Raw genomic sequence first — 26,382 nt, 5'->3', positions numbered from 1 at the left:
CTTACAACTGCTCACTCAAACGGCGGATATCCAGATTTAATTTACGGTCATTCTCGCTATAATCTACCGGACAATCGATAATGTGCACACCAGGCTCGGCGATACACTGGCGCATCAGTGGCCCTAATTCCTCAGTAGCGGTTACCCGGTGACCTTTAGCACCATAGCTTTGGGCATACGTTACAAAGTCAGGGTTGCCGTAATCCAAGCCGAAGTCATCAAACTCCATGTGTGCCTGCTTCCATTTGATCATACCATAGGCATCGTCACGCAGGATCAGCACCACCAAATCCAGCTTGAGCCTTACTGCGGTCTCAATTTCCTGACTGTTCATCATAAAGCCGCCGTCTCCACAAACCGCCATTACCGGCTCATCAGGATTGACCAGTTTTGCCGCCATTGCCGATGGCAGGCCAGCGCCCATAGACGCGAGTGCGTTGTCGAGTAACAGGGTGTTGGGCGCGTAGGCGGGATAATTGCGGGCAAACCAGATTTTATAGATGCCATTATCAAGCGCTACCACACCATGTTCGGGCATAACGGCGCGAACTTCACTAACCAGTCTTTCCGGTAGCACAGGAAATCTGTCGTCACTGTCTGACTCCTGACGATGATCCACATACGCATCATGCACATCCTGATAAAGGTCCCGTTTCCAGTGTTTCTGCGGTGTTATACGCTCATTAATCTGCCAGACGCTGTTAGCGATATCGCCAACCACTTCAAGTTGTGGAAAATACACCGGATCCACGGCCGCAGGCTCAAAGTTAATATGGATAACCTGCTTACCGTTTTGATGCATAAAGAAAGGCGGTTTCTCTACGACATCATGACCCACATTGATAATCAGGTCGGCCCGCTCAATTGCCTTGTGTACAAAATCACCGTCAGATAACGCCGTATTACCAACGAACAAGGGGTCAGACTCATTTAATACGCCCTTACCCATTTGCGTAGTCACGAACGGGATCCCGGTATGATCCACAAAGCGGCGCAACATTTTAGCCGTGAGTTTGCGGTTAGCGCCTGCACCAATCAGCAATAACGGCGCCGAGGCCTGCTCAATCATGGTTTTGGCTCGTTCTACTGCCTTCTCCTCGGCAACCGGGCGACGCGACTGGCTTTGCTTAAGCAGGGGGGCAGTAGTCGACTCCCGGGCAATATCTTCGGGAATTTCGATATGTGCTGCGCCGGGGCGTTCTTCAGCCGCGAGTCTGAAGGCTTCTCGAATCACCGAAGGAATGCGCTCACCACTGACAATTTGTGTGGTGTACTTGGTAATGGGCCGCATCATATCGACTACGTCAACGACCTGAAAACGCCCTTGTTTACTGGTTTTGATTGGCTTCTGGCCGGTAATCATCAGCATGGGCATAGCGCCAAGCTGTGCATAGGCAGCCGGCGTTACCAGGTTGGTAGCGCCGGGACCGAGCGTGGACAGGCAGACGCCCACCTTACCGGTGAGTCGACCGTAGGTTGCAGCCATAAACCCCGCGCCCTGCTCGTGTCGGGTAAGTACCAGCTTAATGGATGAATGGCGAAGTGACTCAAGTAAATCCAGGTTTTCTTCACCAGGTATGCCGAAGATATACTCGACGCCCTCGGCTTCCAGGGCTTGAACAAACAAATCTGCTGCTTTCATATTCCTTCTGCTTATTGGCTTAGAATACTAGTTGCTACGCAGACCACGAAAAATAGTTTAGTTCGACAATGAATCAGGGCGATTTACTGAGCGGCTTTCCAATTTTCCAACATGTCCTGGGTATGCTTATCGATGGCATCCTTGTTATTGCTGACCCAGTATTTTTCCATAACCCGCACATTGGCCTGGTTGGCTTTATAAAAGAAGTCCGCAATATCCCCGACCACCGGGATAAACCCCAAACCAAAGTCGAGCAGACAATTACGGATCATCACTTTAATCAGTCCCCTGGGGAGCCCCATCTGCTTACCAAGCTGCACGATCCGAAACGACACCACTAACATCAACACATCGCCCACACCGGGAATTAACCCTACGAGAGCGTCTAACCCGATGCGGAAATTAATCAGTGGAATTTTCACCGACGTATCCAGCAGGTTCGCCAGCTTTTGTGCTTTCAGTAACGGTTTTGGTGCCGTACCGGAGTAATCTTTCATCTTGGACATCCGTGCTTTTTGGCCAGTTGTGCACGCAGTTCAACGTCAGAGTCTGCCTGCCAGCCGTGCAGGTTTTCCTTTACGAGATCGAACAGCATTGAGATATGCGCCGGTTCACTGTTGAGGGCCGGGATGTATTCATAGCGCTCGCCACCGGCATCCATAAAGTATTCGCGGTTCTCTTCGCCAATCTCTTCGATGGTTTCCAGACAGTCCGCGGAAAAGCCCGGACAAACCACCTGCACCGACTTTACGCCCTCTGCAGGCAGAGCCTTAAGCGTTTCATCAGTGTAGGGTTTTAACCATTCTTCGCGGCCAAACCGCGACTGAAAGGTCGTCATGTACTGGCTATTTTCAAGCCCTAGTTCCTCAGCTATCAGACGGGAGGTTTTAAGACACTCACAGTGATAAGGATCGCCGTTATCCAGATAACGGCGCGGCACACCATGATAGGACAATATCAGCTTCTCAGCCTGGCCGTTTATTTCCCAATGCTGACGTATCGTTTCGGCAACTGCCTTTATATAACCCGGGCGGTCATGATAATGGCTGACAAACCGGAAGTCCGGCAACCACCGGCGCTGTTGAAAATCGGCGGCGATAGCATCAAAGGTAGAGCCGACGGTTGAGGCGCTATATTGCGGGTAAAGCGGGACCACCAACAGTTTTCGCACCCCGGTACTGAGCATACGCTCAATCACTTTGCTAACCGCGGGTTCACCATAACGCATGGCAAAATCCACTATCACATCGTCACCAAACTCCCGCTCGCAGCGTTTAGCCAATGCTTCGGCCTGTGCTTTGGTATGCACCATCAATGGAGAACCCTGCTCAGACCATACCGAGGCGTAGGCCTCGGCTGACCGTTTTGGACGTATATTTAAAATAATGCCATTGAGAATAAACCACCAGATAAGACGTGGTACCTCTACCACCCGGGGATCAGATAAAAACTCTTTGAGGTACGGTTTCAGTGCACCTTTCGTCGGCGCCTGAGGGGTACCCAGGTTGGTAATTAAAACACCAATTTTATCTGCCTGATGATGGCTGAATCCCGCGTTACCGGTGTACTTCATAAATATTTAATCTCAATAGTAAAATAGTTAACTGCTAATAATACGGCGCAACGACTAAATTGGACTGCTATGGCTGATAATAGGTGGGGGTTTCCCAGCCTACTGGCAGACCCAATACGAACACCCACAGATAAAACAGCAGTGTCCAGCCGACAATAAACACCATCGAATAAGGCAGCATCATGGCAATGAGTGTTCCCATACCGACATCTTTCTTGTACTTGGCCGCCATCGCCATGATCAATCCGAAGTAGCTCATCATCGGTGAAATCACATTAGTTACCGAGTCACCGATACGGTAAGCGGCCTGAATCACCTCCGGCGCATAGCCAAGCAGCATTAGCATTGGCACAAACACTGGTGCTGTGACGGCCCATTGCGCTGAGGCGCTACCCAGCGAAAGGTTTACCAGTCCACACATCAGAATAAATAACAGGAAGACTTCCGGGCCTTTCAAATCCAGCTGGATAAGCAGTGCAGCACCTTCAACAGCTAACACTGTGCCTAAATTGGTGTACTTGAAAAAGGCCACAAACTGGGCAGCAAAGAAAACCAGTGCAATATAAAGACCCATACTACTCATGCTGCGCGCCATGCCTTCGATGACATCGCGGTCATTCTTCATCGTGCCGGCAACCTTGCCGTAAACAAACCCCGGGATAGCAAACATGACGAAAATTAATACCACAATCCCTTTCAGAAAGGGTGAGCCTTTTAATCCGCCGGTTTCTGGGTTACGCAGTACACCATCTTCAGGTACCACGGCCAGTGCGACTACTATGCACAGCCCCAGAAATGCCAGACCGGCCATTTTCATGGCTTTCATTTCCTGTGCGCTAGGCGATGCCATGGCTTTTTCGTCGAGCACCATGGTTGACTTCGACTCATCAAAATGGCCCAGTCGCGGCTCAACAATCCGGTCGGTGACAAAGAAACCCAGCGCCGCAATAACAAAAGTACTGGCAATCATAAAGAAGTGATTGGACTCAGCGCCAACGACATAGTTTGGATCAATCATCTGCGCTGCAGGCGTTGTTATCCCGGCCAGTAACGGGTCGATGGTGCCTAAAAACAGGTTGGCACTGTAACCGGCAGACACGCCCGCAAAGGCAGCGGCAAGTCCCGCCAGAGGATGGCGCCCAAGAGAGTGGAATATCATCGCAGCCAGCGGAATAAGTACGACGTAGCCCAACTCTGAAGCCGTATTGGAGAGAATACCGCTCAACACCACAATAAAAGTAACCAACCGGCGTGGCGCATTCAGCACCAGGGCGCGCATGGCAGTAGATAACAGCCCGGAATGTTCCGCTACAGAAACGCCCAACAACGCCACCAGTACCGTCCCTAGCGGAGCAAAGCCGGTAAAGTTGGTCACTATGTGTGTCATGATCCAGTGCAGACCTTCCACGCTCATTAACGAAACCACTTCGATAGTGCCGGAGGCGGTTTGCGCGTCTTCTGGTCTTGGGTCGGCAACGGATACACCGAGCCAGCTTAAGAAGCCGCTCAGCAACACAATGAACACGGTTAAGATGGCAAACAACGTAACGGGATGAGGTAACAGGTTACCTAACCATTCAACCGTTGCTAAAAATCGGGAAAACCAGCCCTTATTATTGTCTGTCGTGGTAATACTTTTTTCTGTCAAAACGTTTCCTCAGTCTTTCTTATTATTGCTGTAATCGTTGCCCACCTTGCAATGGACGACGACTACAGTCCGGCAGTCCGTGACCGGAAGTTATTGGCTCTGGAGGCCATTATTTTTATAGCGGCAGTTTACCTTAAATCGATTCCCTTTGGCAGAGTTGGCGACTTTTAGCAGCAAAATTCACCCATAAAAAAACCGGCTGTAAAAGCCGGTTTTTAACTTTAGTCGATTTATTTACTGACCTGAGCGCTTATTCATATAACGGAAGAAGTCACTGTCCGGCTCAACCACCAGAATGTCATTCTTGCTATTGAAGCTGGCACGGTAGGCATCCATACTGCGCAGGAAACCATAAAACTCTGGGTTTTTAGAGTATGTTTCAGCATATATTTGCGCCGCGGTCGCATCACCTTCACCGCGAAGCTGTCGGGCATTACGTTCAGCATCTGCCAGCATAACTGTCACCTTGGCTTCGATATTAGCTTTAATAACTTCAGCTTGTTCCTGACCTTGTGAGCGATGTTCTCGAGCTACTGCAGCACGTTCGGCGCGCATTCGCTGGAAGATTGAGTTGCTCACTTCGGTGGGCAGGTTGATTTGCTTTACGCGAACATCAACAATCTCAATACCCAGTTCGTCAGAAGAACTGGACGCCTGGATCATAGCTTGCTCCATCAATTCGGTACGCTCACCCGAAACAATTTGGGCAATCGTACGACTACCAAATTCGGTACGCAAACCGTTGTTTACTTTCTGCTTCAACAGCGCTTCAGCTTGCAGTTTATTACCGCCGTTAGTCGACAGATAATAGCGGGCGAAGTCTTCGATGCGCCACTTAACGTAAGAATCAACAATTAAGTCTTTCTTCTCAGAGGTTACAAAGCGATCAGGCGAATCGTCCAACGTTTGAATACGCGCATCAAGCTGACGAACTGTATCGATAAACGGTAGTTTAAAATGCAGACCCGGTTCGAATACCTTGGTATCGCCGGTTTCGGCATCACGCTGTACCTTTCCGAACTGAATGACGATGGCCCGCTGTCCTTCACGTACTACAAACAATGAACCAGAAGCCAGTACCACCAGGGTAATAAGAATTGCGATAATAAAGTTTTTCATTTTGTCTTATCTCCCACCACGATTGCTGTCGCCACGCAAGCCCGACCCGGATACTGTTGAGTTACGCGAGGTATTCGTCGAGTTGGTAACGTTATTCTGCAAACCTTCGAGGGTATTGCGCATACGTTCCAGGGAAGATTTTGTTTCCGCGCCTTTATTTTCTAAAATCTTGTCCAACGGCAAATACATTATATTGTTGCCGCCGTCACCACTGTCGACCATGATCTTACTGGTGTTCGAGAACACCTGTTCCATAGTTTCCAGGTAGATACGCTGGCGAGTAACTTCCGGCGCTTTTTCATATTGCGGCAATAACTCTTCGAAGCGTGCCACTTCACCCTGAGCTTCCAGCGTTACACGCTCTTTGTAAGCCTGGGCTTCTTCGTTCATACGATTAACCTGACCACGGGCGCGAGGCTCGATTTCACGGGCATAGGCTTCTGCTTCACGAATAAAGCGTTGCTCGTCTTCCTGGGCGGCAATGGCGTCATCAAACGCGTCTTTCACCTGCTCTGGCGGACGAGCATCCTTAAAGTTCATATCAACAATGGCTACGCCAATGTTATAGGGTTCAAGAATGGCTTCCAGCTCTTCCCACACACGCTGGCGGGTCATTTCACGACCGTCGGTCAGCACGTCATCCATGGTGGAATGTCCCACTACGTAACGAATCGCGCTGTCCAGCGCCTGACTCAGACTCATTTCCGGACTGGTTACCGCAAACGTCCAGCGGTACGGGTCGACAACCCGGTACTGCACTTCCATTTGTACACTTACCACGTTTTCGTCTTCGGTCAGCATTGAACCTGAAGATGATTGATAGCGAATGGATTGCACATCGACCGGAATAACCGAGTCAACAAAGGTTGGTTTCCAACGCAAACCCGGCTCTACCAGTGAGTTATATTCACCAAATCGCAGCACAACACCAGATTCTGCTTCACGGATGGTGTAGAAACCACTGACAAAGTAAATAATTGCCAGCAGGCCAATCAGGAATGCCGCGCCGATGCCGCCCAGCTTTTTGCCTGAGCCGCCATCACCGCCGCCGCCCATTTTACCGAGCTTACCGAACAGGTTCTTAAACACATCATCCAAATCCGGGGGACCTTGATCTCGTCCTCCGCGATTTTTCCACGGGTCATTATTTTTATCACCCGGCTCATTCCAAGCCATGCTAGTACTCCGAAAATTTAATTATTTAATACTGAATTCTATTGTTTTTAGATTTCAAACTATATGAAACTGTCAAATCAGTGTTTCACTACAAACTCTGATAAACCATGATCCAAACGCTTTTCTAACCGGTTCCAATCGGCTGCCGGCATTCGCACATCAACCACCCAGTCCCCCTGCGCATCGTAGGATTGTTCGGATATACAATCCAATTCATACAGAACACCGCGCAAACGGCTCTGTGCCGGTGGGATTTTCAGGGTATAACTTACCATGCTCTGCGCCAGGCAATCATTAATTGCCTCGAACAACAGCTCAGTGCCCTGACCGGTTTTGGCAGACAACCATACACGTATTGGCATGCCTTCCTCATCCCGATCAATTTTTGGTTCAACTTCTTCCAACTGATCAATTTTATTGCAAATAATCAGCTGCTGAATTTCACCGGCGTCGATTTCATCGAGCACGGTATTCACCTCACCCATGGTTTCCAGATAATTGTTGGCAGAATAATCCACTACATGCAGCAACAGGTCCGCTTCCTGGGTTTCCTGCAGGGTGGCTTTAAAGGCCGCTACCAGATCATGGGGGAGATGACGAATAAAACCAACCGTATCCGCCAGAATTACCGGGCCAACTTCTTTAAGATCGAGTTTACGCAGGGTCGGATCCAGTGTGGCAAACAGCTGGTCGGCCGCGTACACATCGGCATCTGTAATATGATTGAACAGAGTGGATTTACCGGCGTTGGTATACCCAACCAGGGACATGGTGGGAATTTCTGCCCGCTTGCGCGAACGTCGCCCTTGTTCCCGTTGCTTGGCTACCTTTTCGAGGCGGCGCAGAATTGTCTTGATTCTGCCACGCAATAAACGGCGGTCAGTTTCGAGCTGGGTTTCACCCGGCCCGCGCAAGCCAATCCCGCCTTTTTGACGCTCAAGGTGTGTCCAGCCTCGAATCAGACGGGTGGAAATATGGCGCAGTTGAGCTAGTTCAACCTGAAGCCTACCCTCGTGAGTTCGGGCACGCTGCGCAAAAATATCAAGAATCAAACCGGTTCGATCGATCACCCGGCACTTGCTGATTGCTTCGAGGTTGCGTTCCTGTGAAGGAGACAGGGCATGATTGAAGATCACCACATTGGCCTCATGGGCTTTGACAGCAGCAGCGATTTCTTCGGCTTTCCCCGATCCAACAAAGTATTTTGGATGAGGGGCGCCCCGGGACGTGGTTAGTACATCAACAGCACTAACGCCCGCCGATGAAACCAGTAATTCCAGCTCAGCCAAGTCTTCACGACTGTCCTCATCGGCAAAATTTACATGAACAAGTATAGCCTGTTCACCGGCTTCATAACGGTCAAACAAGCAGGTTACCTTTGTAATTACTCACTTTTGTTCTCAGAATCCCCTTGCGCGCTTGGCATCGTAATAGCTCGTGAAGGCACGACCGTTGAGATAGCATGCTTATAAACCATCTGACTCACTGTGTTCTTTAGCAGGATAACAAACTGGTCGAATGACTCTACCTGCCCCTGGAGTTTAATACCGTTAACTAAATAAATAGAAACCGGAATCCGCTCCTTCCGTAATGCGTTTAAAAACGGGTCTTGTAATGATTGCCCTTTAGCCATCTCAGATCCTTAATTTTTATTATTAAACCGACAACTCTAAAAATTGTCCCAGCGCTAATTAAATTTATATCACACTTGTTAAACCTAAAGTGTGACTTTTGCAGTAATTTTAGTCAAATTATCTTTAGCAAATGTGTCAAGCCACGTTAAGTCAGGCCACCCTCGTAACCAGGTTAATTGTCTTTTCGCTAACTGCCTGGTTGCAATGATACCTTTATCACGCATATCTGCATAGCTTAACTCGCCTTTAAGATACTGCCATACCTGACGATATCCTACAGCCCGGATTGCAGGCATGTCCTCGTGAAGGTCACCGCGTTCGTACAGCGCTTTCACTTCCTCTACCAATCCTTGGGCTAACATCAAATCAAATCTTTCTGCAATTCGACTATGTAACACGGCTCGCTCATGCGGCGCAATCGCAAACTGGTCAATCTTGTACGGACAACGGTAAATTGCTTTTTCCTGCCAGTGAGTTAGAGACTTCCCCGAACTGCGATACACTTCCAGCGCCCTGGTCAGTCGTTGCGGATCATTCGGATGAATGCGCCCTGCGCTGACCGGATCGACCCTTTCAAGGTCAGCATGCATTGCTTGCCAGCCCCGCTCATTCGCTTCTCTGAGAATCGCTTCACGAATCTCTGAGTCAGACTTAGGTAGGGGCGAAATACCATTTATCAAGGCATTAAAATACATAATTGTGCCGCCCACCAGAATGGGCAGCTTTCCTCTGCCGTGAATTTCACCGATCAGACGTGTGGTATCAGCCACAAAGTCCGCCACAGAGTAGGCCTCAGTGGGCTCAATAATATCGACCAGCCAGTGCGGCGCAACCGCCATTTCCTCGGCGGTCGGCTTGGCCGTACCAATATTCATGTGTTTATACACCAGTGCCGAGTCGACACTGATTATCTCAGCGGGTACCTGACTGGCTAATTCCAGCGCCAATCCGGTCTTGCCGGATGCGGTCGGGCCCATTATTGATACCACCGGGCCGGTTTGATTACTCATTGCGTGTTGTTATCCAGTGAATAAGCTTTTGCTGCGCCACACCAAGGCCGTATTGTTCAAGTATGTCAGCTTGCGCCGAAACCGCCAGCTGATCAAACCACAGCCACAATGGCAACTGTTTAGTCTCCTGATATTGCAGCGTCCGGGCTAGCGCTGAGTGGAGCGCATCTTCCTGTTGAGGAGATGCTTCTACCAGCGCCGGAAATAAGCCTGCCCAAGGGAGTTGGCGCAGCCCGCCTGGTACTTTAAGCAGACGCGATTTACCGCCCGCAGTGCTAATGTCAAAGCCCTGCTCAGTTAAAAATGCCGAACTTTCTGCAGTCAGACTCTGACTTACGGCCACCGGCATTAACAACGGTTGAGCGACACTCGCCTGGTTGAATTTATCAACCAACCAGGGTTTAACTAACTGTTGGAATTCCAGCAACACACATTGGCCGGATTGGACGTATAACCTCGCCCCTGCTAACGCTACAAAGCGTAATTCACTCCCTGGGTTATCTGCCTGCTCGGGAGTTGGCGTCATCAGTTGCTGGTAATGCTGCTGATACTGACCACTTACCCCGCTGCCTGCGGGTGTATAAGGTGCACCGTGCCCTGCTGAATTAGCCGCCCCTCCCGAACGCACCTGATGGGGCGCTCCGGCGGGTGTGTTGTATTCGTTGTCGCTGCGCTGCACGAGAGGGCGAATATAGTCATGGCTGGGCTGCGGTGAAGGCTCCGGCAACATGGCGTCCTGCGCTCCCGCACTGCTGCTTAAGGCGTCGCAGATTGCCTTACAGATAAAATCATGTACCAGCCGGCTTTGTTGAAACCTTACTTCGTGCTTTGCCGGATGCACATTGACGTCCACTTCTTTCGGGTCGATGGTTAAATACACCACGAACGCCGGTTGCTCAGGCAGTGCCAGTACTGACTCGTAGGCCTGCCGTAAAGCATGCAGAATAAGCTTATCGCGCATACCGCGCCCATTAACAAAGCTATACTGGCAGTCGTTACTGCTGCGCATCTGACTGGCATCACCCAACCAGGCCTCAAGCGTGATGGAATCGTACTCACAGCGGGTGTGGATAGCATGTTGTAAAAACGCCTGACCACAAACCTGCCCTACTCGTGAGGCGAGCTGATCCTCCCCCACGGCGGTGAACCGCTTGGTTACCTTACCATTGTGACGCAGTATAAAAGCCACATCCGGGCGACTCAACGCAATGCGCTTGATGACGTCTTCAATATGCTGGTATTCGGTTTTTTCGGTGCGCAAGAACTTGCGCCGTGCCGGGGTGTTGTAAAAAATATCCGCCACATCAATGGTGGTGCCGTCGGGATGGGCCGCGGGTTGCAGGCTTACCGCCATATCACGGCCTTCACAGTTTGCCTGCCAGGCCTGCTCCTGCCCAGCCGGCTTCGAGGTTAGCGACAGGCGGCTGACAGACGAAATACTGGCCAGCGCCTCACCCCGAAATCCCAGAGACAAAATCTTCTCCAGATCATCAAGTGTCGCTATCTTACTGGTAGCGTGGCGCGACAAAGCCAGCTCCAGCTCGTCTTTAGCGATACCTATGCCGTTATCCCGCAATTTAATGCGCTTATGACCGCCTTTTTCGATATCGAGTTCGATACGCGTAGCAGCGGCATCCAGGCTGTTTTCCACCAGTTCCTTAACGACTGAGGCAGGGCGTTCAACCACTTCACCGGCGGCAATCTGGTTTGCCAGTCTGGGCGGCAATAATTTAATGGGCAAAGAAAATCCTGTTAACGTTTTGCTTAGGTGCTCGGAATCGTGAGCACCTGACCGATGCGGACCATGTCACCATTGAGATTGTTGGCGGCTTTTATACTGCTGACTTTTACATTATAGCGCTGTGCCAGCAAGGATAAAGACTCACCGCTGCGAACCTTGTGTGTGCGGCTTTCTGACTTAATCGAGGCCCAGAGCGTACCATCCGGCGGCGTTTGCTGAAAATAGCGCTTGGTGGCCGACAACAGCGCATCAGCCAGTTGCTGGCGGTATTTTGACCAATTCAGGTTTTTCTCTTCCTGAGGATTCGAAATAAACCCGACCTCGACCAGAATGGAAGGAATATCCGGGGCGGTAAGTACCGCGAAACTCGCGGCCTGCGGCGCTCGTTTATGTAACCGGGTAATCCCTTTTAATTCACTGATGACTTTTTTACTCAGGTCGTAGCTGGTCGACATGGAGTGGTCCATGGATAAACCCAGGATCGTTTCGGCCAGATAACGCTCCGAGGCATTATCGGAAATAACTTCTGCCGCGCCGCCGAGCAGTTCTGAATGGCGTTCGCTTTTTTCCAGCCAACGACCCAGTTCACTGTCAGCACGGCGCATAGATAACACCCATACTGAAGCTCCACGGGGCTGAGGCTGACTAAACGCATCGGCGTGAATCGAAATAAGTAAATCCGCTTTATGCTTACGGGCCACTTCCGGACGACCATTTGGCGAGATGTAATAATCACCACTGCGCGTCATTACCGCACGCATACCGGTTTCAACGTTAATCCGGCTTTCGAGCATTTTAGCGATACTCAGCGTAATATTTTTTTCAAAGCTGCCGGCCGGGCCGATTGAGCCGGGGTCCTTACCGCCATGTCCGGCGTCAATTGCCACGATAATATCGCGGTCGCGGCTGGATTGATTCATATCCAGCACGACCCCTGGTTCGCCGGTGGGAGCGGTATCCACCAGGTCGACCACCAGCCGGTGGCCTTTATCTTCGGCCGGCCCAATAGCAAACAACGCGGTTTCAGCCTTGCGGTTTAATTCCAGCACGATACGGGTAGATGAATTGTCTTTAGGTGTGGAGTATCTGACCCGTTTAAGCAGCGGGCCCTGTTTATCGATATCCAACGACGTTTCGCTTTTGGTTGCGACCAGATCGATCACCAGTCGGTCCGGGTTGCGAAGGGTAAAATAGGTAAATTCAGGGGAACTTTTGAGATCAAAAACCACCCGCGTACTGCCCTCTGAAGGCCATACACGCATATTGTTTATGTCGTTTGCAGCTCTCACACTAAAGGTAAACAAGCACAAACTTATTAATAGTAGTAATTTGTCGCGCAACATACTTAGCCCTGGTGTTGAATTATATTTATCAGGCCGTAAATTCTCCCGAAGAACGATCGGAACCAGCGCCAGGCTATATCCTTTTACACAGCTGCAAGGCAGCTCGCCCTGTTAGCGAGATCGCAGCAATGCTGAATCGTCTTCCAGACTTATCTGGTTCTATACTAATCACTAAATCCGCTGGTGCCAAGTTTTGACCTCCATTTTGCGGCCACTCAATAAGGCAAACGCGATTATCGCCAAAATAATCGCGAATGCCCATAAACTCGAGTTCTTCAGGATCTGCCAGTCGATACAGGTCGAAATGGAAGATTTCAAGGCCCGCCAGCGAATACGGTTCCACCAGCGTATAGGTAGGACTCTTAACATTACCTGAATGACCCAGAGCCTGAATAAAATGGCGGCTGAACGTAGTTTTACCGGCTCCCAGATCGCCTTGCAGATAGACAACTATTCCTTGTGGTAACTGCTGCTTGACCGCCTGAGCCAGATCAGTGGCCAGTTTCGCCGTATCTTGTTCAGTTGCCGCGTAAAACGCCCCTCGCGCTAATGCCATACCAATTACTACTATTCAATGATTACTGATTAACTAACGCTCGCAGTGACTCGAACAAATCACTGGCAAGCATCCCACGTTGACCATACAGGCGTGCTACCTCATCGCCGGCTTTGGCATGGATGGAAACACCGTACTTGGTTGTAATATCCTTGCTGAGCCCCTGAGCCAGCAATGACCCAAGAATACCACTTAACACGTCGCCCATACCAGCTGTGGCCATCCCCGGATTGCCGTGCTGACACACCCAGGTCTGGGTTTCGTTATCGATAATCGAACCGGCCCCTTTCAGCACACAGGTAGCATGGAATTTCTGCGCACATTGTTTGGTACTGTTGAAACGGTCCGCCTCCACCTCATCTACACTGGTATTGAGTAATCGCGCCGCTTCACCAGCATGGGGCGTGATAATGCAATCGGTTATGGTGTACGACAGCGCATGTTTACTTAACAAATTCAATGCATCGGCATCGATCACCATCGGTTTAGGATGAGTCTGGCAATGTTTCATGGCTTGTTCAAACGCGGCCAGCGCCCAGTCGTCCTGGCCAAGTCCCGGGCCAATTACCACGCAGGATGCCCAGTTAAGCGCATCCTGCAGGTTCTCATGAGACACCATCAGCTCTGGGCGGCCGGCGCTCACCTGAATCGTTGAGGCCTCATGGCAGAATACTTTCACCAGCCCGGTACCGCAGCGCAAAGCCGCCTCACTCGCCAGTCGAATAGCGCCTGCAGTGCCGCGATTACCGCCGATACACAGCAACCTGCCATAGGTGCCTTTATGGCTGTGGATTTCACGCGGGGCCATGCCCTGGAACTGTTCGATAGTAAGTAGTGTGGCTGAGGAACGGGCCAGTTCAGCAAAAGCTTTACCGATACCAAGGTCATCAAACACCAAACGGCCACAGGATTGTTTACCTGCCCCCGTGGTTAAACCGGGTTTAATGCCAACAAAGGTGACGGTAACGTCTGCCTCAATGCAGCGTCCCAAAGACTGACCGGTATTGGAATCAAGGCCGGAAGGCACATCGATACTCACTACCGGCTTATCAGCCTGATTAACCGCATCGATAATGTCGGCAAACTCATTGCGGATGTAACTATTAATGCCAGTGCCTAACAGCGCATCAACTATCAGTTCACATTTATCCAGATGGGCAGCGGTAAAAGGCTCAATTTTGCCACCAGCGTCGAGCCATTTTTGCTGCGCCGTGCCGGCATCGCCCTCAAGGATGCGATGCGGTTCAACGGCACATAACAAAACCTGCTTACCGGCTTCTTTCGCATGTAATGCGGCAATGTAACCGTCTCCGGCGTTGTTGCCCTGGCCTACCAGCACTAAAAACACATCGGTGTTGGGCAGTAACAGCTGACACTGCTTAAATACCGCCTTACCTGCGCGCTGCATTAGCTCAAACATTTCCACACCGGACTGTTCAGCCGCGGTACGTTCATTTTCCCGAACCTGGTCGGCGCGATAGAGTTTATATGGTAAGCTGTCGAGCAGTTGAGTATCTAGCATGTGTACATGTCCACTTTACAATCGATAGATCTAGTCAATTTGGTAGACGATATCAAGGCTTGGGCCGTTGCGCTAGGCTTTCAGCAGGTTGGTATCAGTGATATTGATCTTAGTCAGCATGAATATGCCCTGCAACAGTGGCTGGATAATCAGTATCACGGCGAAATGGATTACATGGTCAGCCATGGAATGAAGCGGGCCCGGCCGGCAGAATTGGTGCCGGGCACTGTTCGGGTAATATCCGTAAGAATGGACTACCTCCCTCCTGACGCGTCGTTTGCCCGCCATCTCAAAGACGGCGACATTGCCTATATTTCCCGCTATGCCCTGGGCCGCGATTATCACAAGGTGTTGCGTAAAAAACTCAAGCAGCTTGGCGAGCAGATCAGTGAGCGGCTGGCAGGTACCCAGTACCGCCCGTTTGTGGATTCTGCACCGGTACTGGAACATGCCATAGCCGAAAAAGCCGGATTGGGCTGGACCGGCAAGCACTCTCTTACCCTGAATAAACAAGCGGGTTCGTGGTTTTTCCTTGGTGAGTTATTCATTAACCTGCCGCTACCGGTAGATGAGCCGGTCGAAGAAAACTGTGGAACCTGCACCGCTTGTATGACCATGTGCCCCACCCAGGCCATCGTCGCGCCTTATCAGGTCGATGCCAGACGCTGTATTTCCTACCTGACCATTGAATACCACGGCGTTATCCCTGAGGCATTGCGTCCGGCTATGGGTAATCGTATTTACGGTTGCGATGATTGTCAGTTGGTGTGCCCGTGGAATCGCTTTGCCCCGGTTACAGCGGAAAGTGACTTTCACCCACGCCAGGTGCTGCATGGGCAATCGTTACTCACCTTATTTGGCTGGGATGAAAAGACGTTTTTGCAAAACACCGAAGGCTCGCCCATTCGCCGCATCGGTTATGCTAAATGGCGGCGCAATCTGTGCGTCGCTATTGGCAATGCACCTTATTCAGAAAAGTATATTACCGCGCTCAATGCAGCAAAACATGAAGCCTGTGAGCTGGTTTTGCCCCACTTAGAATGGGCGTTGGCGCAACAGCACCGTAAACAACAGGCCCGCAGTGACGAGAACCGCCAGTTAGCCAGGCTAACCCGGACTATTGAGAAAGGATTGCCGCGCGACGCTTAAGGTCACGCAGCTAAGTATCGCTTTTTATTTGTGATACTGGGCACTTAAGCGGTGTACCGCCTCCACAAACACGCCGGCGTGCTCAGGCGGCACATCCAGGTGGATACCGTGACCAAGGTTGAATACGTGGCCGGTGCCTTCACCAAAGCCCGCCAGAATATCGCCAACTTCCTGTTCGATTCGCGCCGGTGGTGCATATAACATAGACGGGTCCATATTGCCTTGCAGAGCAACTTTGTCGCCGACCCGGGCTTTTGCCTCGGCAATATCGATGGTCCAGTCGAGACCTACCGCATCACAGCCGGTTGCAGCAATCGCTTCCAGCCACATACCGCCGTTTTTAGTAAACAGCGTAACCGGAACGCGGCGTCCTTCGCTCTCGCGGGTTAAGCCTTCTACAATACGCTGCATATACTGCAACGAGAATTCTTTGTAATCCCGTGGTGACAACACGCCGCCCCAGGTATCAAACACCATTACTGATTGTGCACCGGCGGCAATTTGTGCATTTAAGTAACTGGTCACAGAGTCTGCCAGTTTACCCAGCAGTGCGTGCAATACCTGCGGCTCAGCAAACGCCATTTTCTTAATCTTAGTAAAGGCTTTGCTCGAACCACCTTCAACCATATAGGTGGCCAGTGTCCACGGACTGCCGGAAAAACCGATCAGTGGCACATCGCCTTTAAGTTCACGGCGAATGGTACGCACGGCGTTCATCACATACTGGAGCTCGCCTTCAGGATCAGGTACACCAATACGGTCGACATCGGCCTTACAGGTAATCGGGCGTTCAAAACGCGGACCTTCACCGGTTTCAAAATATAAGCCCAGCCCCATTGCATCAGGAATGGTTAGAATATCCGAAAACAGGATGGCAGCGTCCAACGGGAAACGGCGCAGTGGTTGCAAAGTGACTTCGCAAGCCAGCTCGGCGTTTTTACACAACGACATAAAGTCGCCAGCAACGGCGCGGGTGGCTTTATATTCTGGTAAATAACGACCAGCCTGACGCATCATCCATACCGGCGTTACGTCTACAGGTTGCTTGAGCAACGCACGCAGATAGCGGTCATTTTTTAAAGCTGGGCGCTCAAGGCTGCCATTGGTTTGTGCCATGGGGATCCCCGGAATCAATTACACTACAAAAAATTGGCGGCGAGTATAGCAAGATTTGGCGAATGATGCGTATAAATGAACTGCCTGATGAAAATTGCAGCGATTTACTTGATTTATCGCAAATGTTTTGCTACTACTATTACACATAAAGACAGAAGCTCGACGACGGGCCCTCAGCTAAACATACTCGAACCCCGCACTTTGCGGGGTTTTTTATCGCGTTTTTACCGGTAAAAGGACTACTTAAGGCGCCTGACGAAGACGCTCGATTAGCGCTTCGAGTATCTTGCCGGCAATCGACAATTTAGGTGGCAGCATTGGCAGGTTATCAATGTGATACCAGTCTGCATCAACAATTTCTTTCTCATCGATAATGATGTCGCCACTGTCATATTCTGCCAGGTAGCCCATCATCAGCGAATGAGGGAAAGGCCAGGCCTGACTGCCAAAGTATTCCAGGTTTTTTATTTTTACCCCCACCTCTTCACCGACTTCCCGGTGCGTAGCCTGTTCGACGCTTTCGCCGCTTTCAACAAAGCCGGCAATAATCGAATACATTTTGGGATTACTATGACGCACACCTCTGGCTAACAGGATTTCCTTACCGCGATAAACCGCCACAATCGTACATGGCGACACCCTTGGATAACAGCGATGTCCGCACTGGTGACACTGTACCGCCATTTCCCAGTCCACAGGCTGAGTAGGTGAACCACAGCGACCACAGAATCGATGAGTGCGCTGAAAATGCACATATTGCCAGGCGCGGGAGAGGGTTTCATAGGTTACCGGCGGCTCACTGGTCATCAATTCGCGTAAACCAGCATTGCGCCAGCCCGCAGCACTGATATTCTCGGCACCGAGATCGATAATGTATAACGGATGAGAGAGCGGTAAGTCAGCGGCATGCAGGTGGTGAACCTGATCCTGATAATGATGTAAAAAAGGCAAATCTGACCAACTCATTAATGGCAGCAGATCACCTTCTTCAGGCACCAGTAACTGATCGCGATTGAAGATAAGCCAGTGACCCGGCTGCACTAAGGAGTTTCCTGTAAACTTTAACATATCAGCTACCATTACGACGTTAGGTATATCCTAACACAGTGGCATTTGATTGAGCCAAGAAGCGCTGCCTTTTTCCTTGCTGCACGGTTAATTCCTATTATCCTTTAGGTGGTTAAGGTGAATTATTTCCGACTGTCATTTGTGAGACTCTGAGGCAGTGTTATACTCAAATTAGATTGATGACAACCTCATGAGGAAGTTCAGAGTGTTAAATCAGGTAGAAATAGCCCGGCAACGCTGGGGCGGAGCGAGTAAAACCATTGATAACTGGCTGGATGAACGTCGACAGTTGCTGATCCAGTATTGTCATTTAGCCGGGGTCAATTACCAATCAGCGAATACTCTGCCTGATGAAGCCGAGGTAAACGAATTTTGTGCGCTACTTATGGATTATCTGTCGGTAGGCCATTTTGAAGTATACGAAATGTTGGTCAGCGACGATAACGATGGACAAGCCCTGAAGCAGGAGTTATTTCCAAAAATCAGCGTGACTACCGACCAGGCGCTGGACTTTAATGATCAATTTGCCGAAGGCTTTAACGCACAGAACACCGGGGAGTTTGAAGTCGCCATTACTCAGTTAGGAGAAGCCCTGGATGACCGCTTTGAGTTGGAAGACAGGTTAATTCAAAGGATGCATGGCCTCGTCAATGACTCTGTCACCGGGTAGCAGTTAGCGTCCCGGTATGGAAACAGTTATGATAATTCCTTATGCCACTAATTCGTATCAAAATTATTAAAATTCAGCATGAAAAATAGCACTATTATAAGTAAAGCAAGAGCCTACTGCGAGCAACGGGGAGCACGATTTACCCCACTAAGGGAAAAAGTGTATGAACTCATGCTGGAGAAGCACGGCCCCATGGGAGCCTATGAGTTGCTCGACGGTCTGAAAGAAACTGAGTCCAGCGCCAAGCCGGCAACCGTATACCGGGCATTGGATTTTTTACTCGATTTCGGTCTGATTCATCGCCTTGAGTCCACTAATGCGTTTGTGGCCTGTTATCATTTTGGTTGCCACCACCCAGTACAGTTTCTAATTTGCGACAGTTGTGGTGACGTCTCAGAGATACAGTCGGAAGGATTGAAAGAAACGCTTGATAACCAGGCCAAACAACACGGCTTCATAATTTCTAAACAAACCATCGAAGCCCACGGCCTTTGTGCAGACTGTCAGGAAAGTGAGTCAACTACACTGGGAGAGGAACAACATGAATGCTGAGTTCGTAAACCCTTTTATCGGCGGCCTGCTAAACGTTTTGGAAACTATGGCGCAGACCACGCTAACCCCTGGTAAACCCAAGAAAAAAAGTGATGACGTGGCCCATGGCGACGTATCAGGATTAATTGGCATGGTGGGCCCCAATGTAAAAGGCTCGATGTCCATCACGTTCGATGAAGGATTAATTCTGAGCATTATGCAAAATATGCTGGGCGAAGCGTCCAGTGAAATTGATGCAGAAGTTGCCGACATGGTAGGTGAAATTACCAACATGATTTGTGGTAACGCCAAGCGCGATCTGGCCGAGAAAGGTTATGAGTTTGGCATGGCTACGCCAGTTGTTGTCTCCGGAAAGCAACACAGTATAAGCCATCAGGTAGACGGGCCGAAGATTATTTTGCCGTTTAACCACGAACTCGGAAAGGCATATCTGGAAATCTGCTTTGATAAATAATTACTGGCACTCTGAAAAAATTACCCTGCCACCTCATCCCCGAGGGTTTCATTTAGTTACTGATTCAATCACCGGCGCATTACCGCAGATTCGTGACGTTGAGGTGGGTTTACTGCACCTTATGCTGCAACATACCAGCGCCAGTTTAACCATCAATGAGAATGCCGATCCTTCAGTAAGAAAGGATTTAGAATCCTTTTTTAATCATACAGTTAAAGAAAACACACCGTATTTCATCCATACCTACGAAGGGCCTGATGATATGCCCGCTCATATCAAAAGCAGCCTGATGGGATGTCAGTTAACTATCCCGGTACAACAAGGGCGGCTTGCCCTCGGTACCTGGCAGGGCATCATTCTCGGCGAACACCGTGACAGCGGCGGCTCGCGCTCAATTATTGCTACTCTCCAGGGTAAGTCAGGCGTATAATTGTTAAACTATAGTTTAATGCTGGCACAGATTTAGCATAGAGCTACAGGACACACTTATTGCCAACACAGGAAGTCAATAATGAAAAAATCAACTATTACTCTCGCACTCATTGCCGCAGGCTTAGTTTCTGCTCCGTCATTCGCTCAGGAATCAGAAGCGCAAGACTGGGCTGGTATCTATGGGCTCTATTACAGCACGGACGAAGGCAAACCAGAGCCGACCGGACAGCTCGATGATGGTTTTGGTCTGGGTGCTGAATACGGTTTCCGTTTCGATGAGAGCTGGGCAGCAAGAATTTCAGCTTCGTATCTTGATTTAGATGGTACCAACGGCGGCAGCGATGAAAGCGGCCCGATGTTGGGTGTTGATGCCATGTACTTCTTCCAGGACGACCTTTTCTATGTTTTCGGTGGTTTATACCATCAGGATGTCGGCGATGATTACCAGATGCTGGGTTACGGTATGGGTAAACATTGGGCTGTAAATGACGAAGTTGCCGTTATCAGTGAAATTGCGGCTTACCGCGACCTAAGCGACAACTTATACGACTACAGCGTAAAGCTGGGTGTCTCTTACACTTTTGGCAGTTCTTCAAGCTATTCAGAACCAACACCTGCGCCTATGACTACAGCCGCACCGGCTGACTCCGACTACGATGGCGTGGTGGATTCTCTGGACAAGTGCCCGGGTACGCCTTCAGGCACTGTAGTAGACAGCATGGGCTGTAACGCTGATAAAGATGGCGACGGCGTTATTAACAGCCAGGACCAGTGCCCGAACACCCGTGCTGGTGTAGCCGTTGACGGCGTAGGCTGTGCAATCGAGCCAGACTCAGATAACGACGGTGTTATCGACCGTCAGGACGCCTGCCCGGATACGCCTAAGGGCGATAAAGTACACCCTAATGGCTGTACTGTGTTTACCGATAAAGAAGTCTCAATTGAAGTACGTATCCTGTTTGCCAACAATAGTGCCGACATTGAAGACACCAGTGATCCACAAATCGTTGACCTGGCTGAGTTCCTGAACCGTTACGGTAGCACTTCAGCTACCATTGAAGGTCATTCGTCAGCACCTGGTGCAGCAGCATACAACAAAGACTTATCTCTGCGCCGTGCGAAAGAATTAAAGTCTGTACTGGTTAACGAATATGATATCGATGCAAGCCGCTTAAATACGGTAGGTTACGGTGAAGAGCGTTTGTTAGATACCGCTAACACCAAGGAAGCCCATCACTTAAACCGTCGTATCGAAGTTAAGGTGAGTGAGACCATTGAAGTTCCCGCTCAATAATATTTAACGGGTTCGATATTCAAAAAACGCCTGCGGTTGCAGGCGTTTTTGTTTGATAAGCGTTTTATAAAGCTAGAGGAAAGCAGATTCACGCCGGCGAATTGAGCCGCATCAATGACATTTCGATGCTGTGAAAAGCGCTGTCCTACCTCGCTGGAGGAGATTAACAGTAATTTATCTACTCCGGTAAGGGCTGTCTTTAAAGTTTCAGGAGATGAGTAGTCAGCGGTACGAACCATAGTTCACTGCGATTCCAGTTCTTTCGCTTTTTCCGGTTTGCGATCAATGGCTACAATGTGGCTGGCATCCCGCGCTGTCAGTAAATATTGAATAATAAGCCGGCATTATTGGCCGGTAGCACCGGTCACAGCAATCTAAAGTTACTCCAGGGAACCCTCCGCTTCAGCGAACTTCATAAATCTATTACCGGGGTGAGTGAAAAAGTGCTTTCTCAGACCCTTCACGCTCTGGAAGCAGACGACTTTGTATTGCGCACCGCGCATCCGGTTATCCCGCCACTCGAAGAATATAGCCTGACAGATACTGGCCGCGAGGTGGCAAAGCAGGTTGAAGAACTCGTGATCTGGAACGAAGTCAATGTCAATCCAATTTTAAGTGCGCGAGATGAATATGTCCTGTTGAAGTCAGGTTAAGTTCCTTGCCGGTTTATACAGCAATCGATTGCTTCTACCCCCGATACTTGCATAATAATCACTTTGTTATTATTCTCGATGAAGGCTGATCACGAGCGACGAGCCTTAGTCGTAAAATCATCAAGCTTTATGATAAAAGCTGGCAGGGATTGCCAAAAGCCCTTTTCAGTTTGTTTTAAACGACGCTTTGGCAATACACAATATTTGTTGAGAACGTTATATGTCCTGTGCCATTTCTGTTTTGATGCCGGTGTTAAATGGTGACTTCACCCACCTTAGTGAAGCGATCAACAGTATTCTAGAGCAATCATTCAAAGATTTTGAGTTCTTAATTGTGGATGACGGCAGTAATCAGGAAACCAAGAATTTTCTGGCAGACTACGCAGCGAAAGATTCACGTATCGTCATTATCACTAATCCAACCAATATTGGCGTAGGTAATTCACTCAATAAAGGCCTTGAAAGTGCAGAAGGTCGCTATGTTGCAAGACATGATGCAGACGATGTTGCTCACCCGTCTCGGCTGGCCAAACAATTTGCTTACATGGAAGCTAATCCAGAAATAGTGTTAAGTTGTACCACGGTTAATCATATTGATATGCAGGGTAATAAGATCGGTGGCTATCCGGTTAGCACTGACAGTGATGTATTAGCAGCTGAACTATTACTTAATAGCCGGCTTTGCCACCCCAGTCTTATGTTTCGAACCAAAGCTATCCGGGATAACGGTGGTTACCCTGTCACTAAAAGTGCCCAGGATTATTTGTTGTATCTCAAGTCGCTTAAAGCCGGCTTTAAGTTTGGCGGGCTGGATGAACCTTTAGTGGACTATCGTATAAATACTGAAAGTATTACTCGTAAAAACCGTGGCAAGCAGTTATCAACCGCACAAGCCGGCTCCTACGAGCATGTTAAACGACTGGTCGGTGCAATAGACCAGCAGGCATTTGAACGTTTCTGGTTTTTTGTTGCTACCCAAGGGCAGAGTAGCCTGCGGATCAGCGATTTAAAAACCCTGCGTCCCTTGCTTAGCTTTATCCAACAAACCCCCGCCTACTATCAGGCTTGGAAAGGTTCGTTTCGTTATGTTTCCCGCAATGCCTTAGAGCATAGTTTTAGCCCTAGCCGCTTGTTTATTGCATTATACTTTCGCTACAAATATTAATAAACCAGACTCCGAGCTGACTAAGTCACCGCCAGCTTTTGCTGATACTCCGGTGCTAAATAAGTTTGTCTGCTGACAATGTTCTGCAGTTTTTCGGCGGCGTGCCACAGTTCCTCAAAACTAATATAAAGCGGTGTAAAACCGATTCTGAGCAGATCTGGTGCCCTGAAATCGGCGATCACACCGGCATCAATCCAGGCCTGGCAAATCGCATAGGCATGTTCGTGCTGAAAGGCCAGCTGACTGCCCCTGTCCAGCGCAGCATCGGGCGACACACAAGTAAACTCCTCATCCAGACCGCAGGCTTTCAGGCATTCCAGAAAAAACTCGCCCATGGCCATGGATTTCTGTCTTACTTGCAACATATCGACGTTTGACCAAATCTCAAGTGCCGCTTCCAGCACACTCATAGCAATGACAGCAGGTGTACCGGAGAGATTTTGCTTCACTCCGGCTACGGGCGTGTAAGCTGAGTTAAAGCTAAACGGCTTGGCGTGCCCCATCCAGCCGCTAAGCGGTTGCTGAAAAGCGCTCTGATGACGCTCAGCTACATAAATAAATGCTGGTGCGCCAGGGCCGCCGTTAAGGTATTTGTACGTGCATCCTACGGCAAAATCCACCTTGCAGTCATCGAGCTTTACTGGCAATGCGCCGGCAGAATGGGCCAGATCCCAGACCACCAGAATTCCACTTGAGTGGGCTAACTCAGTGATCTTTTGCATATCCAGTAATCGCCCGCTCCTGAAATTCACCTGGGTCAGTAACAGAATGGCGATACTTTCATCCAGCTGTGCTTCGATATCCCCTTCCTCGCACAGCACCAGCTCGCAGGACGCCTCACCCAATTGTTGTTTAAGCCCCTCAATCACATAAATATCAGTAGGGAAGTTATCTGCAGTGGTTATCACTTTGTTACGCCCTGCCTGCATCCGTAAGGCACCGCTGAGTACTTTAAATAAGTTAACGGAAATTGAGTCGCAGCAAATAACCTGCCCGGGCGCGGCGCCAATAACCGGTGCAATCAGCTCACCACACTGACGGGGCAAATCAATCCAGGCGTGCTTGTTCCAGCTGGTGATAAGGTCCTGTCCCCACTGCAGATTTACGACGTCGATAGCGCGCTCTTTGGCAGCAACGGGTAAAGGTCCCAGTGAATTACCATCCAGATAAATGGTGTTCGGTGGTATTTGGAACTGCTCGCGTAGTGGAGCCAGAATGTCTTGCTCATCGAGATTCTGTGCAATGGACAACATTATTCGGCTCCTTCCAGTAATTGATTCAACAACAATTGATAAGCCGGAGTCTGGCTGTGTAACCAGTCAAAATGACCTGCCCCTTCACTGATAATGGCATCACTGCCCGCCAGCTGACTCTGGGGAACCGGTACGATGGCATCAGCATCACCCTGAAGCAGAATAACCGGCGCCTCGATACTCGCAACATCCGGCGTTGCAGCCGCATATGCCTCGGCGAGTTCATCTGGCATACCGTTAAAAAATTGCGGCGTCGCTGTCTGACAACTGTTAGCCCCTTTGGCATAGGTAGCGGGATCGGTAATGGCAGCCAGGCCAATGACTTTTTCGACCGGGAACGTTAAAAACTGTGCAGCCAGCAGAGCCAGATGACCGCCTGCAGAGTGACCAGCCAGATAAACGGGTACGTCACCCAGAGCTTTTTCATCCAGCCATTGCTTAACTGCCGGCAAGGCCTGTTGAATATCGGTTAACGTGCCCGGCCAGCCACCACCAGCATCGCCTGTTCGGCGATACTCAATGGCAAAGGTAGCCACCCCCTGTGTTGCCAGCGCCGTAAAAAGGCCCCGGGCATGGGTGTAATCATAAGCATTCAGCCAGCAACCACCGTGGATAAAAATGAGTGCACTTTGGGTTTTAACCCGAGCCGGCCAGTAGTAAATACGCTGCAGGGGATTGTCTGCATAGGCGATATTGGACGCCGCTATCTGATAGCGCTGACTAATCACTTCACTATAGGCAACGTTCTTGGTCTCATCAGTTGAAAATTCCGAGTTAATCTGACAAGCCTGCAAAACGACCAGTGCCATCAGAAGGCTAATTATTCTTATCATTATGGGCTTCTCTTTTGCTCCAGTTGTTCTTCGCACTGTAATTTCCTAATAGCGGGATTCTGCGGGCAATCAGAGTAACGGCTAATCAATAACGGTGCAATATGAGCGCTAAACTCATCTAAGACGCCCTAATGTAAGTTTGCACCCACACTCAATAAGAGCCTTTATTTATAATAGTGTCATATCCCTTGTCATATGCCAGTCGGTTTACGGTCACTCTGGTGTCGTCACACCTGATAGTCGAAATCTGCTGCAATAGCGTCGTCGGTTCAACACACCGTGTTTTGATACGGCGAACTGAAATTACTGGTTATTTTATAGGTATGGAGTCCGCAATATGGCACACTTAAGATCATCTAAACACAATCCAAGCGCAGCAATGTCATCACCTAATTTTATCGATGGTTACTGGTTTTATTTTAACGATGGCGATACCGATATTGCCGTACACGGTTCCGCCTGGTCGGGCAAAGAAACGGTATATGTGAATGATAATCCGGTGTCGAGTAAGCGCGAATTGCTAAAAACGGTGAGCGAGCACAATTTTGTTCACAACGCCCATCAGTACCGGGTGCATTACCATATCACCAGCATAATGCGCGGCGATTTACAGTGCGAAGTATTTAAGGACGGCGAGTTAATGGCGTCTCAATCAAAGGCTTTCGTCTCATCGTCTAAACGAAGCTGGTTCAATATAGTAAAAATGTTCGGTGTCGGCTTTATCTTTGGTTTGTCCGCGGTAGCGCTAATTAAGTACCTGGTTGCATAGGGAGTAGCGC

27 protein-coding genes are annotated in these 26,382 nt (G+C 49.7%); 9 read left to right on the top strand and 18 right to left on the bottom strand.

The window, feature by feature from the left end; all coding sequences use genetic code 11:
- Position 1 precedes the first annotated feature (1 nt).
- The 13 genes from AC566Q_RS03810 to AC566Q_RS03750 form a co-directional block, all read right to left on the bottom strand.
- On the bottom strand, positions 2-1,642 hold the full coding sequence (locus tag AC566Q_RS03810; RefSeq protein WP_105935163.1) for an acetolactate synthase large subunit: 1,641 nt from the start codon (positions 1,640-1,642) through the stop codon (positions 2-4).
- Between the two features lie 83 nt (positions 1,643-1,725).
- On the bottom strand, positions 1,726-2,139 hold the full coding sequence (locus tag AC566Q_RS03805) for a DUF4112 domain-containing protein (protein ID WP_105935162.1): 414 nt from the start codon (positions 2,137-2,139) through the stop codon (positions 1,726-1,728).
- Positions 2,136-3,215: a ferrochelatase gene (gene hemH / locus AC566Q_RS03800; RefSeq protein WP_105935161.1), complete on the bottom strand. Its 1,080-nt coding sequence runs from the start codon at positions 3,213-3,215 to the stop codon at positions 2,136-2,138. The genes AC566Q_RS03805 and hemH overlap by 4 nt, the downstream gene beginning before the upstream one ends.
- Positions 3,216-3,282: 67 nt before the next feature.
- Complete coding sequence (locus AC566Q_RS03795; protein ID WP_105935160.1) at positions 3,283-4,863, bottom strand: AbgT family transporter; 1,581 nt, start codon at positions 4,861-4,863, stop codon at positions 3,283-3,285.
- 234 nt (positions 4,864-5,097) lie between these two features.
- On the bottom strand, positions 5,098-5,982 hold the full coding sequence (hflC, locus tag AC566Q_RS03790) for a protease modulator HflC (RefSeq protein ID WP_105935159.1): 885 nt from the start codon (positions 5,980-5,982) through the stop codon (positions 5,098-5,100).
- A gap of 6 nt (positions 5,983-5,988) precedes the next feature.
- Positions 5,989-7,158, bottom strand: a complete 1,170-nt coding sequence (gene hflK, locus AC566Q_RS03785) for an FtsH protease activity modulator HflK (protein ID WP_499613874.1) — start codon at positions 7,156-7,158, stop codon at positions 5,989-5,991.
- Positions 7,159-7,235: 77 nt separating this feature from the next.
- Positions 7,236-8,525 (bottom strand): ribosome rescue GTPase HflX, encoded by a 1,290-nt coding sequence (hflX, locus tag AC566Q_RS03780; protein WP_499613871.1) that lies wholly within the window; start codon positions 8,523-8,525, stop codon positions 7,236-7,238.
- A gap of 17 nt (positions 8,526-8,542) precedes the next feature.
- On the bottom strand, positions 8,543-8,791 hold the full coding sequence (gene hfq / locus AC566Q_RS03775) for an RNA chaperone Hfq (RefSeq protein ID WP_105935156.1): 249 nt from the start codon (positions 8,789-8,791) through the stop codon (positions 8,543-8,545).
- Between the two features lie 84 nt (positions 8,792-8,875).
- The gene (miaA, locus tag AC566Q_RS03770) at positions 8,876-9,802 is read right to left on the bottom strand and encodes a tRNA (adenosine(37)-N6)-dimethylallyltransferase MiaA (protein ID WP_105935155.1); all 927 of its coding nucleotides are present in this window, start codon (positions 9,800-9,802) and stop codon (positions 8,876-8,878) included.
- Positions 9,795-11,543, bottom strand: coding sequence for a DNA mismatch repair endonuclease MutL (gene mutL / locus AC566Q_RS03765; RefSeq protein ID WP_499613868.1), 1,749 nt, complete (start codon positions 11,541-11,543; stop codon positions 9,795-9,797). Before mutL ends, miaA begins: the two co-directional genes overlap by 8 nt.
- 23 nt (positions 11,544-11,566) lie before the next feature.
- Positions 11,567-12,886, bottom strand: coding sequence for an N-acetylmuramoyl-L-alanine amidase (locus AC566Q_RS03760; protein ID WP_499613865.1), 1,320 nt, complete (start codon positions 12,884-12,886; stop codon positions 11,567-11,569).
- A 73-nt stretch (positions 12,887-12,959) separates the two neighbouring features.
- Positions 12,960-13,442: a tRNA (adenosine(37)-N6)-threonylcarbamoyltransferase complex ATPase subunit type 1 TsaE gene (gene tsaE / locus AC566Q_RS03755; RefSeq protein WP_105935152.1), complete on the bottom strand. Its 483-nt coding sequence runs from the start codon at positions 13,440-13,442 to the stop codon at positions 12,960-12,962.
- 22 nt (positions 13,443-13,464) lie between these two features.
- The gene (locus tag AC566Q_RS03750; RefSeq protein ID WP_499613862.1) at positions 13,465-14,964 is read right to left on the bottom strand and encodes an NAD(P)H-hydrate dehydratase; all 1,500 of its coding nucleotides are present in this window, start codon (positions 14,962-14,964) and stop codon (positions 13,465-13,467) included.
- A 6-nt stretch (positions 14,965-14,970) separates the two neighbouring features.
- On the opposite strand from AC566Q_RS03750, the gene queG reads away from it, so the two are divergent.
- The gene (gene queG, locus AC566Q_RS03745) at positions 14,971-16,113 is read left to right on the top strand and encodes a tRNA epoxyqueuosine(34) reductase QueG (RefSeq protein WP_499613860.1); all 1,143 of its coding nucleotides are present in this window, start codon (positions 14,971-14,973) and stop codon (positions 16,111-16,113) included.
- Positions 16,114-16,137: 24 nt separating this feature from the next.
- On the opposite strand, the gene hemE is transcribed toward queG, so the two are convergent.
- Positions 16,138-17,229: a uroporphyrinogen decarboxylase gene (gene hemE, locus AC566Q_RS03740; RefSeq protein WP_105935149.1), complete on the bottom strand. Its 1,092-nt coding sequence runs from the start codon at positions 17,227-17,229 to the stop codon at positions 16,138-16,140.
- Positions 17,230-17,472: 243 nt separating this feature from the next.
- Positions 17,473-18,297 (bottom strand): NAD(+) diphosphatase, encoded by an 825-nt coding sequence (nudC, locus tag AC566Q_RS03735; protein WP_499613857.1) that lies wholly within the window; start codon positions 18,295-18,297, stop codon positions 17,473-17,475.
- Positions 18,298-18,502: 205 nt separating this feature from the next.
- Here nudC and rsd point away from each other — a divergent pair, with 205 nt between their 5' ends.
- The 5 genes from rsd (at position 18,503) to AC566Q_RS03710 (ending at position 21,699) form a co-directional block, all read left to right on the top strand.
- Positions 18,503-18,967: a sigma D regulator gene (gene rsd / locus AC566Q_RS03730; protein WP_499613854.1), complete on the top strand. Its 465-nt coding sequence runs from the start codon at positions 18,503-18,505 to the stop codon at positions 18,965-18,967.
- A 78-nt stretch (positions 18,968-19,045) separates the two neighbouring features.
- Positions 19,046-19,519 (top strand): transcriptional repressor, encoded by a 474-nt coding sequence (locus AC566Q_RS03725; protein ID WP_499613851.1) that lies wholly within the window; start codon positions 19,046-19,048, stop codon positions 19,517-19,519.
- A complete protein-coding gene (locus tag AC566Q_RS03720; RefSeq protein WP_105935146.1) occupies positions 19,509-19,973 on the top strand; it encodes a chemotaxis protein CheX in 465 nt (154 codons plus the stop codon). Before AC566Q_RS03725 ends, AC566Q_RS03720 begins: the two co-directional genes overlap by 11 nt.
- Complete coding sequence (locus tag AC566Q_RS03715; protein WP_105935145.1) at positions 19,963-20,403, top strand: secondary thiamine-phosphate synthase enzyme YjbQ; 441 nt, start codon at positions 19,963-19,965, stop codon at positions 20,401-20,403. The genes AC566Q_RS03720 and AC566Q_RS03715 overlap by 11 nt, the downstream gene beginning before the upstream one ends.
- Positions 20,404-20,484: 81 nt before the next feature.
- Positions 20,485-21,699, top strand: a complete 1,215-nt coding sequence (locus tag AC566Q_RS03710; protein WP_499613845.1) for an OmpA family protein — start codon at positions 20,485-20,487, stop codon at positions 21,697-21,699.
- On the opposite strand, the gene AC566Q_RS03705 is transcribed toward AC566Q_RS03710, so the two are convergent.
- Positions 21,693-21,938 carry a hypothetical protein gene (locus tag AC566Q_RS03705; protein ID WP_499613843.1) on the bottom strand — a complete coding sequence of 82 codons (246 nt, stop codon included), beginning with the start codon at positions 21,936-21,938 and terminating at the stop codon, positions 21,693-21,695. The genes AC566Q_RS03710 and AC566Q_RS03705 overlap by 7 nt on opposite strands.
- Before the next feature lie 87 nt (positions 21,939-22,025).
- On the opposite strand from AC566Q_RS03705, the gene AC566Q_RS03700 reads away from it, so the two are divergent.
- Together AC566Q_RS03700 and AC566Q_RS03695 are read left to right on the top strand one after the other, a co-directional pair.
- The gene (locus tag AC566Q_RS03700) at positions 22,026-22,352 is read left to right on the top strand and encodes a winged helix-turn-helix transcriptional regulator (protein ID WP_499613840.1); all 327 of its coding nucleotides are present in this window, start codon (positions 22,026-22,028) and stop codon (positions 22,350-22,352) included.
- Between the two features lie 220 nt (positions 22,353-22,572).
- A complete protein-coding gene (locus AC566Q_RS03695; protein WP_499613837.1) occupies positions 22,573-23,517 on the top strand; it encodes a glycosyltransferase in 945 nt (314 codons plus the stop codon).
- 20 nt (positions 23,518-23,537) lie between these two features.
- Here the strand turns inward: AC566Q_RS03695 and kynU are convergent, their stop codons facing one another.
- Together kynU and AC566Q_RS03685 are read right to left on the bottom strand one after the other, a co-directional pair.
- On the bottom strand, positions 23,538-24,770 hold the full coding sequence (gene kynU, locus AC566Q_RS03690; protein ID WP_499613834.1) for a kynureninase: 1,233 nt from the start codon (positions 24,768-24,770) through the stop codon (positions 23,538-23,540).
- Positions 24,770-25,603: an alpha/beta hydrolase family protein gene (locus tag AC566Q_RS03685; RefSeq protein ID WP_499613832.1), complete on the bottom strand. Its 834-nt coding sequence runs from the start codon at positions 25,601-25,603 to the stop codon at positions 24,770-24,772. Before AC566Q_RS03685 ends, kynU begins: the two co-directional genes overlap by 1 nt.
- Before the next feature lie 337 nt (positions 25,604-25,940).
- Here AC566Q_RS03685 and AC566Q_RS03680 point away from each other — a divergent pair, with 337 nt between their 5' ends.
- The gene (locus AC566Q_RS03680) at positions 25,941-26,372 is read left to right on the top strand and encodes a hypothetical protein (protein WP_499613830.1); all 432 of its coding nucleotides are present in this window, start codon (positions 25,941-25,943) and stop codon (positions 26,370-26,372) included.
- The last annotated feature ends 10 nt before the right edge of the window (positions 26,373-26,382 follow it).

The sequence above is a fragment of the Alteromonas sp. H02 genome (assembly GCF_059682525.1).
This window is presented reverse-complemented; position numbering and strand designations above follow the sequence as displayed.

Excerpts from the sequence above, each read along its gene's own strand:
- hfq (WP_105935156.1), bottom strand. The coding sequence starts at position 8,791 with ATGGCTAAAGGGCAATCATTACAAGACCCGTTTTTAAACGCATTACGG.
- queG (WP_499613860.1), top strand. The coding sequence starts at position 14,971 with ATGTCCACTTTACAATCGATAGATCTAGTCAATTTGGTAGACGATATC.
- AC566Q_RS03685 (WP_499613832.1), bottom strand. The coding sequence starts at position 25,603 with ATGATAAGAATAATTAGCCTTCTGATGGCACTGGTCGTTTTGCAGGCT.
- kynU (WP_499613834.1), bottom strand. The coding sequence starts at position 24,770 with ATGTTGTCCATTGCACAGAATCTCGATGAGCAAGACATTCTGGCTCCA.
- hemE (WP_105935149.1), bottom strand. The coding sequence starts at position 17,229 with ATGGCACAAACCAATGGCAGCCTTGAGCGCCCAGCTTTAAAAAATGAC.
- AC566Q_RS03695 (WP_499613837.1), top strand. The coding sequence starts at position 22,573 with ATGTCCTGTGCCATTTCTGTTTTGATGCCGGTGTTAAATGGTGACTTC.
- tsaE (WP_105935152.1), bottom strand. The coding sequence starts at position 13,442 with ATGGCATTAGCGCGAGGGGCGTTTTACGCGGCAACTGAACAAGATACG.
- AC566Q_RS03710 (WP_499613845.1), top strand. The coding sequence starts at position 20,485 with ATGAAAAAATCAACTATTACTCTCGCACTCATTGCCGCAGGCTTAGTT.
- nudC (WP_499613857.1), bottom strand. The coding sequence starts at position 18,297 with ATGTTAAAGTTTACAGGAAACTCCTTAGTGCAGCCGGGTCACTGGCTT.
- AC566Q_RS03725 (WP_499613851.1), top strand. The coding sequence starts at position 19,046 with ATGAAAAATAGCACTATTATAAGTAAAGCAAGAGCCTACTGCGAGCAA.
- hflC (WP_105935159.1), bottom strand. The coding sequence starts at position 5,982 with ATGAAAAACTTTATTATCGCAATTCTTATTACCCTGGTGGTACTGGCT.
- AC566Q_RS03810 (WP_105935163.1), bottom strand. The coding sequence starts at position 1,642 with ATGAAAGCAGCAGATTTGTTTGTTCAAGCCCTGGAAGCCGAGGGCGTC.
- AC566Q_RS03750 (WP_499613862.1), bottom strand. The coding sequence starts at position 14,964 with ATGCTAGATACTCAACTGCTCGACAGCTTACCATATAAACTCTATCGC.
- AC566Q_RS03705 (WP_499613843.1), bottom strand. The coding sequence starts at position 21,938 with ATGGTTCGTACCGCTGACTACTCATCTCCTGAAACTTTAAAGACAGCC.
- hflK (WP_499613874.1), bottom strand. The coding sequence starts at position 7,158 with ATGGCTTGGAATGAGCCGGGTGATAAAAATAATGACCCGTGGAAAAAT.
- AC566Q_RS03805 (WP_105935162.1), bottom strand. The coding sequence starts at position 2,139 with ATGAAAGATTACTCCGGTACGGCACCAAAACCGTTACTGAAAGCACAA.
- AC566Q_RS03760 (WP_499613865.1), bottom strand. The coding sequence starts at position 12,886 with ATGTTGCGCGACAAATTACTACTATTAATAAGTTTGTGCTTGTTTACC.
- miaA (WP_105935155.1), bottom strand. The coding sequence starts at position 9,802 with ATGAGTAATCAAACCGGCCCGGTGGTATCAATAATGGGCCCGACCGCA.
- AC566Q_RS03720 (WP_105935146.1), top strand. The coding sequence starts at position 19,509 with ATGAATGCTGAGTTCGTAAACCCTTTTATCGGCGGCCTGCTAAACGTT.
- AC566Q_RS03680 (WP_499613830.1), top strand. The coding sequence starts at position 25,941 with ATGGCACACTTAAGATCATCTAAACACAATCCAAGCGCAGCAATGTCA.
- hemH (WP_105935161.1), bottom strand. The coding sequence starts at position 3,215 with ATGAAGTACACCGGTAACGCGGGATTCAGCCATCATCAGGCAGATAAA.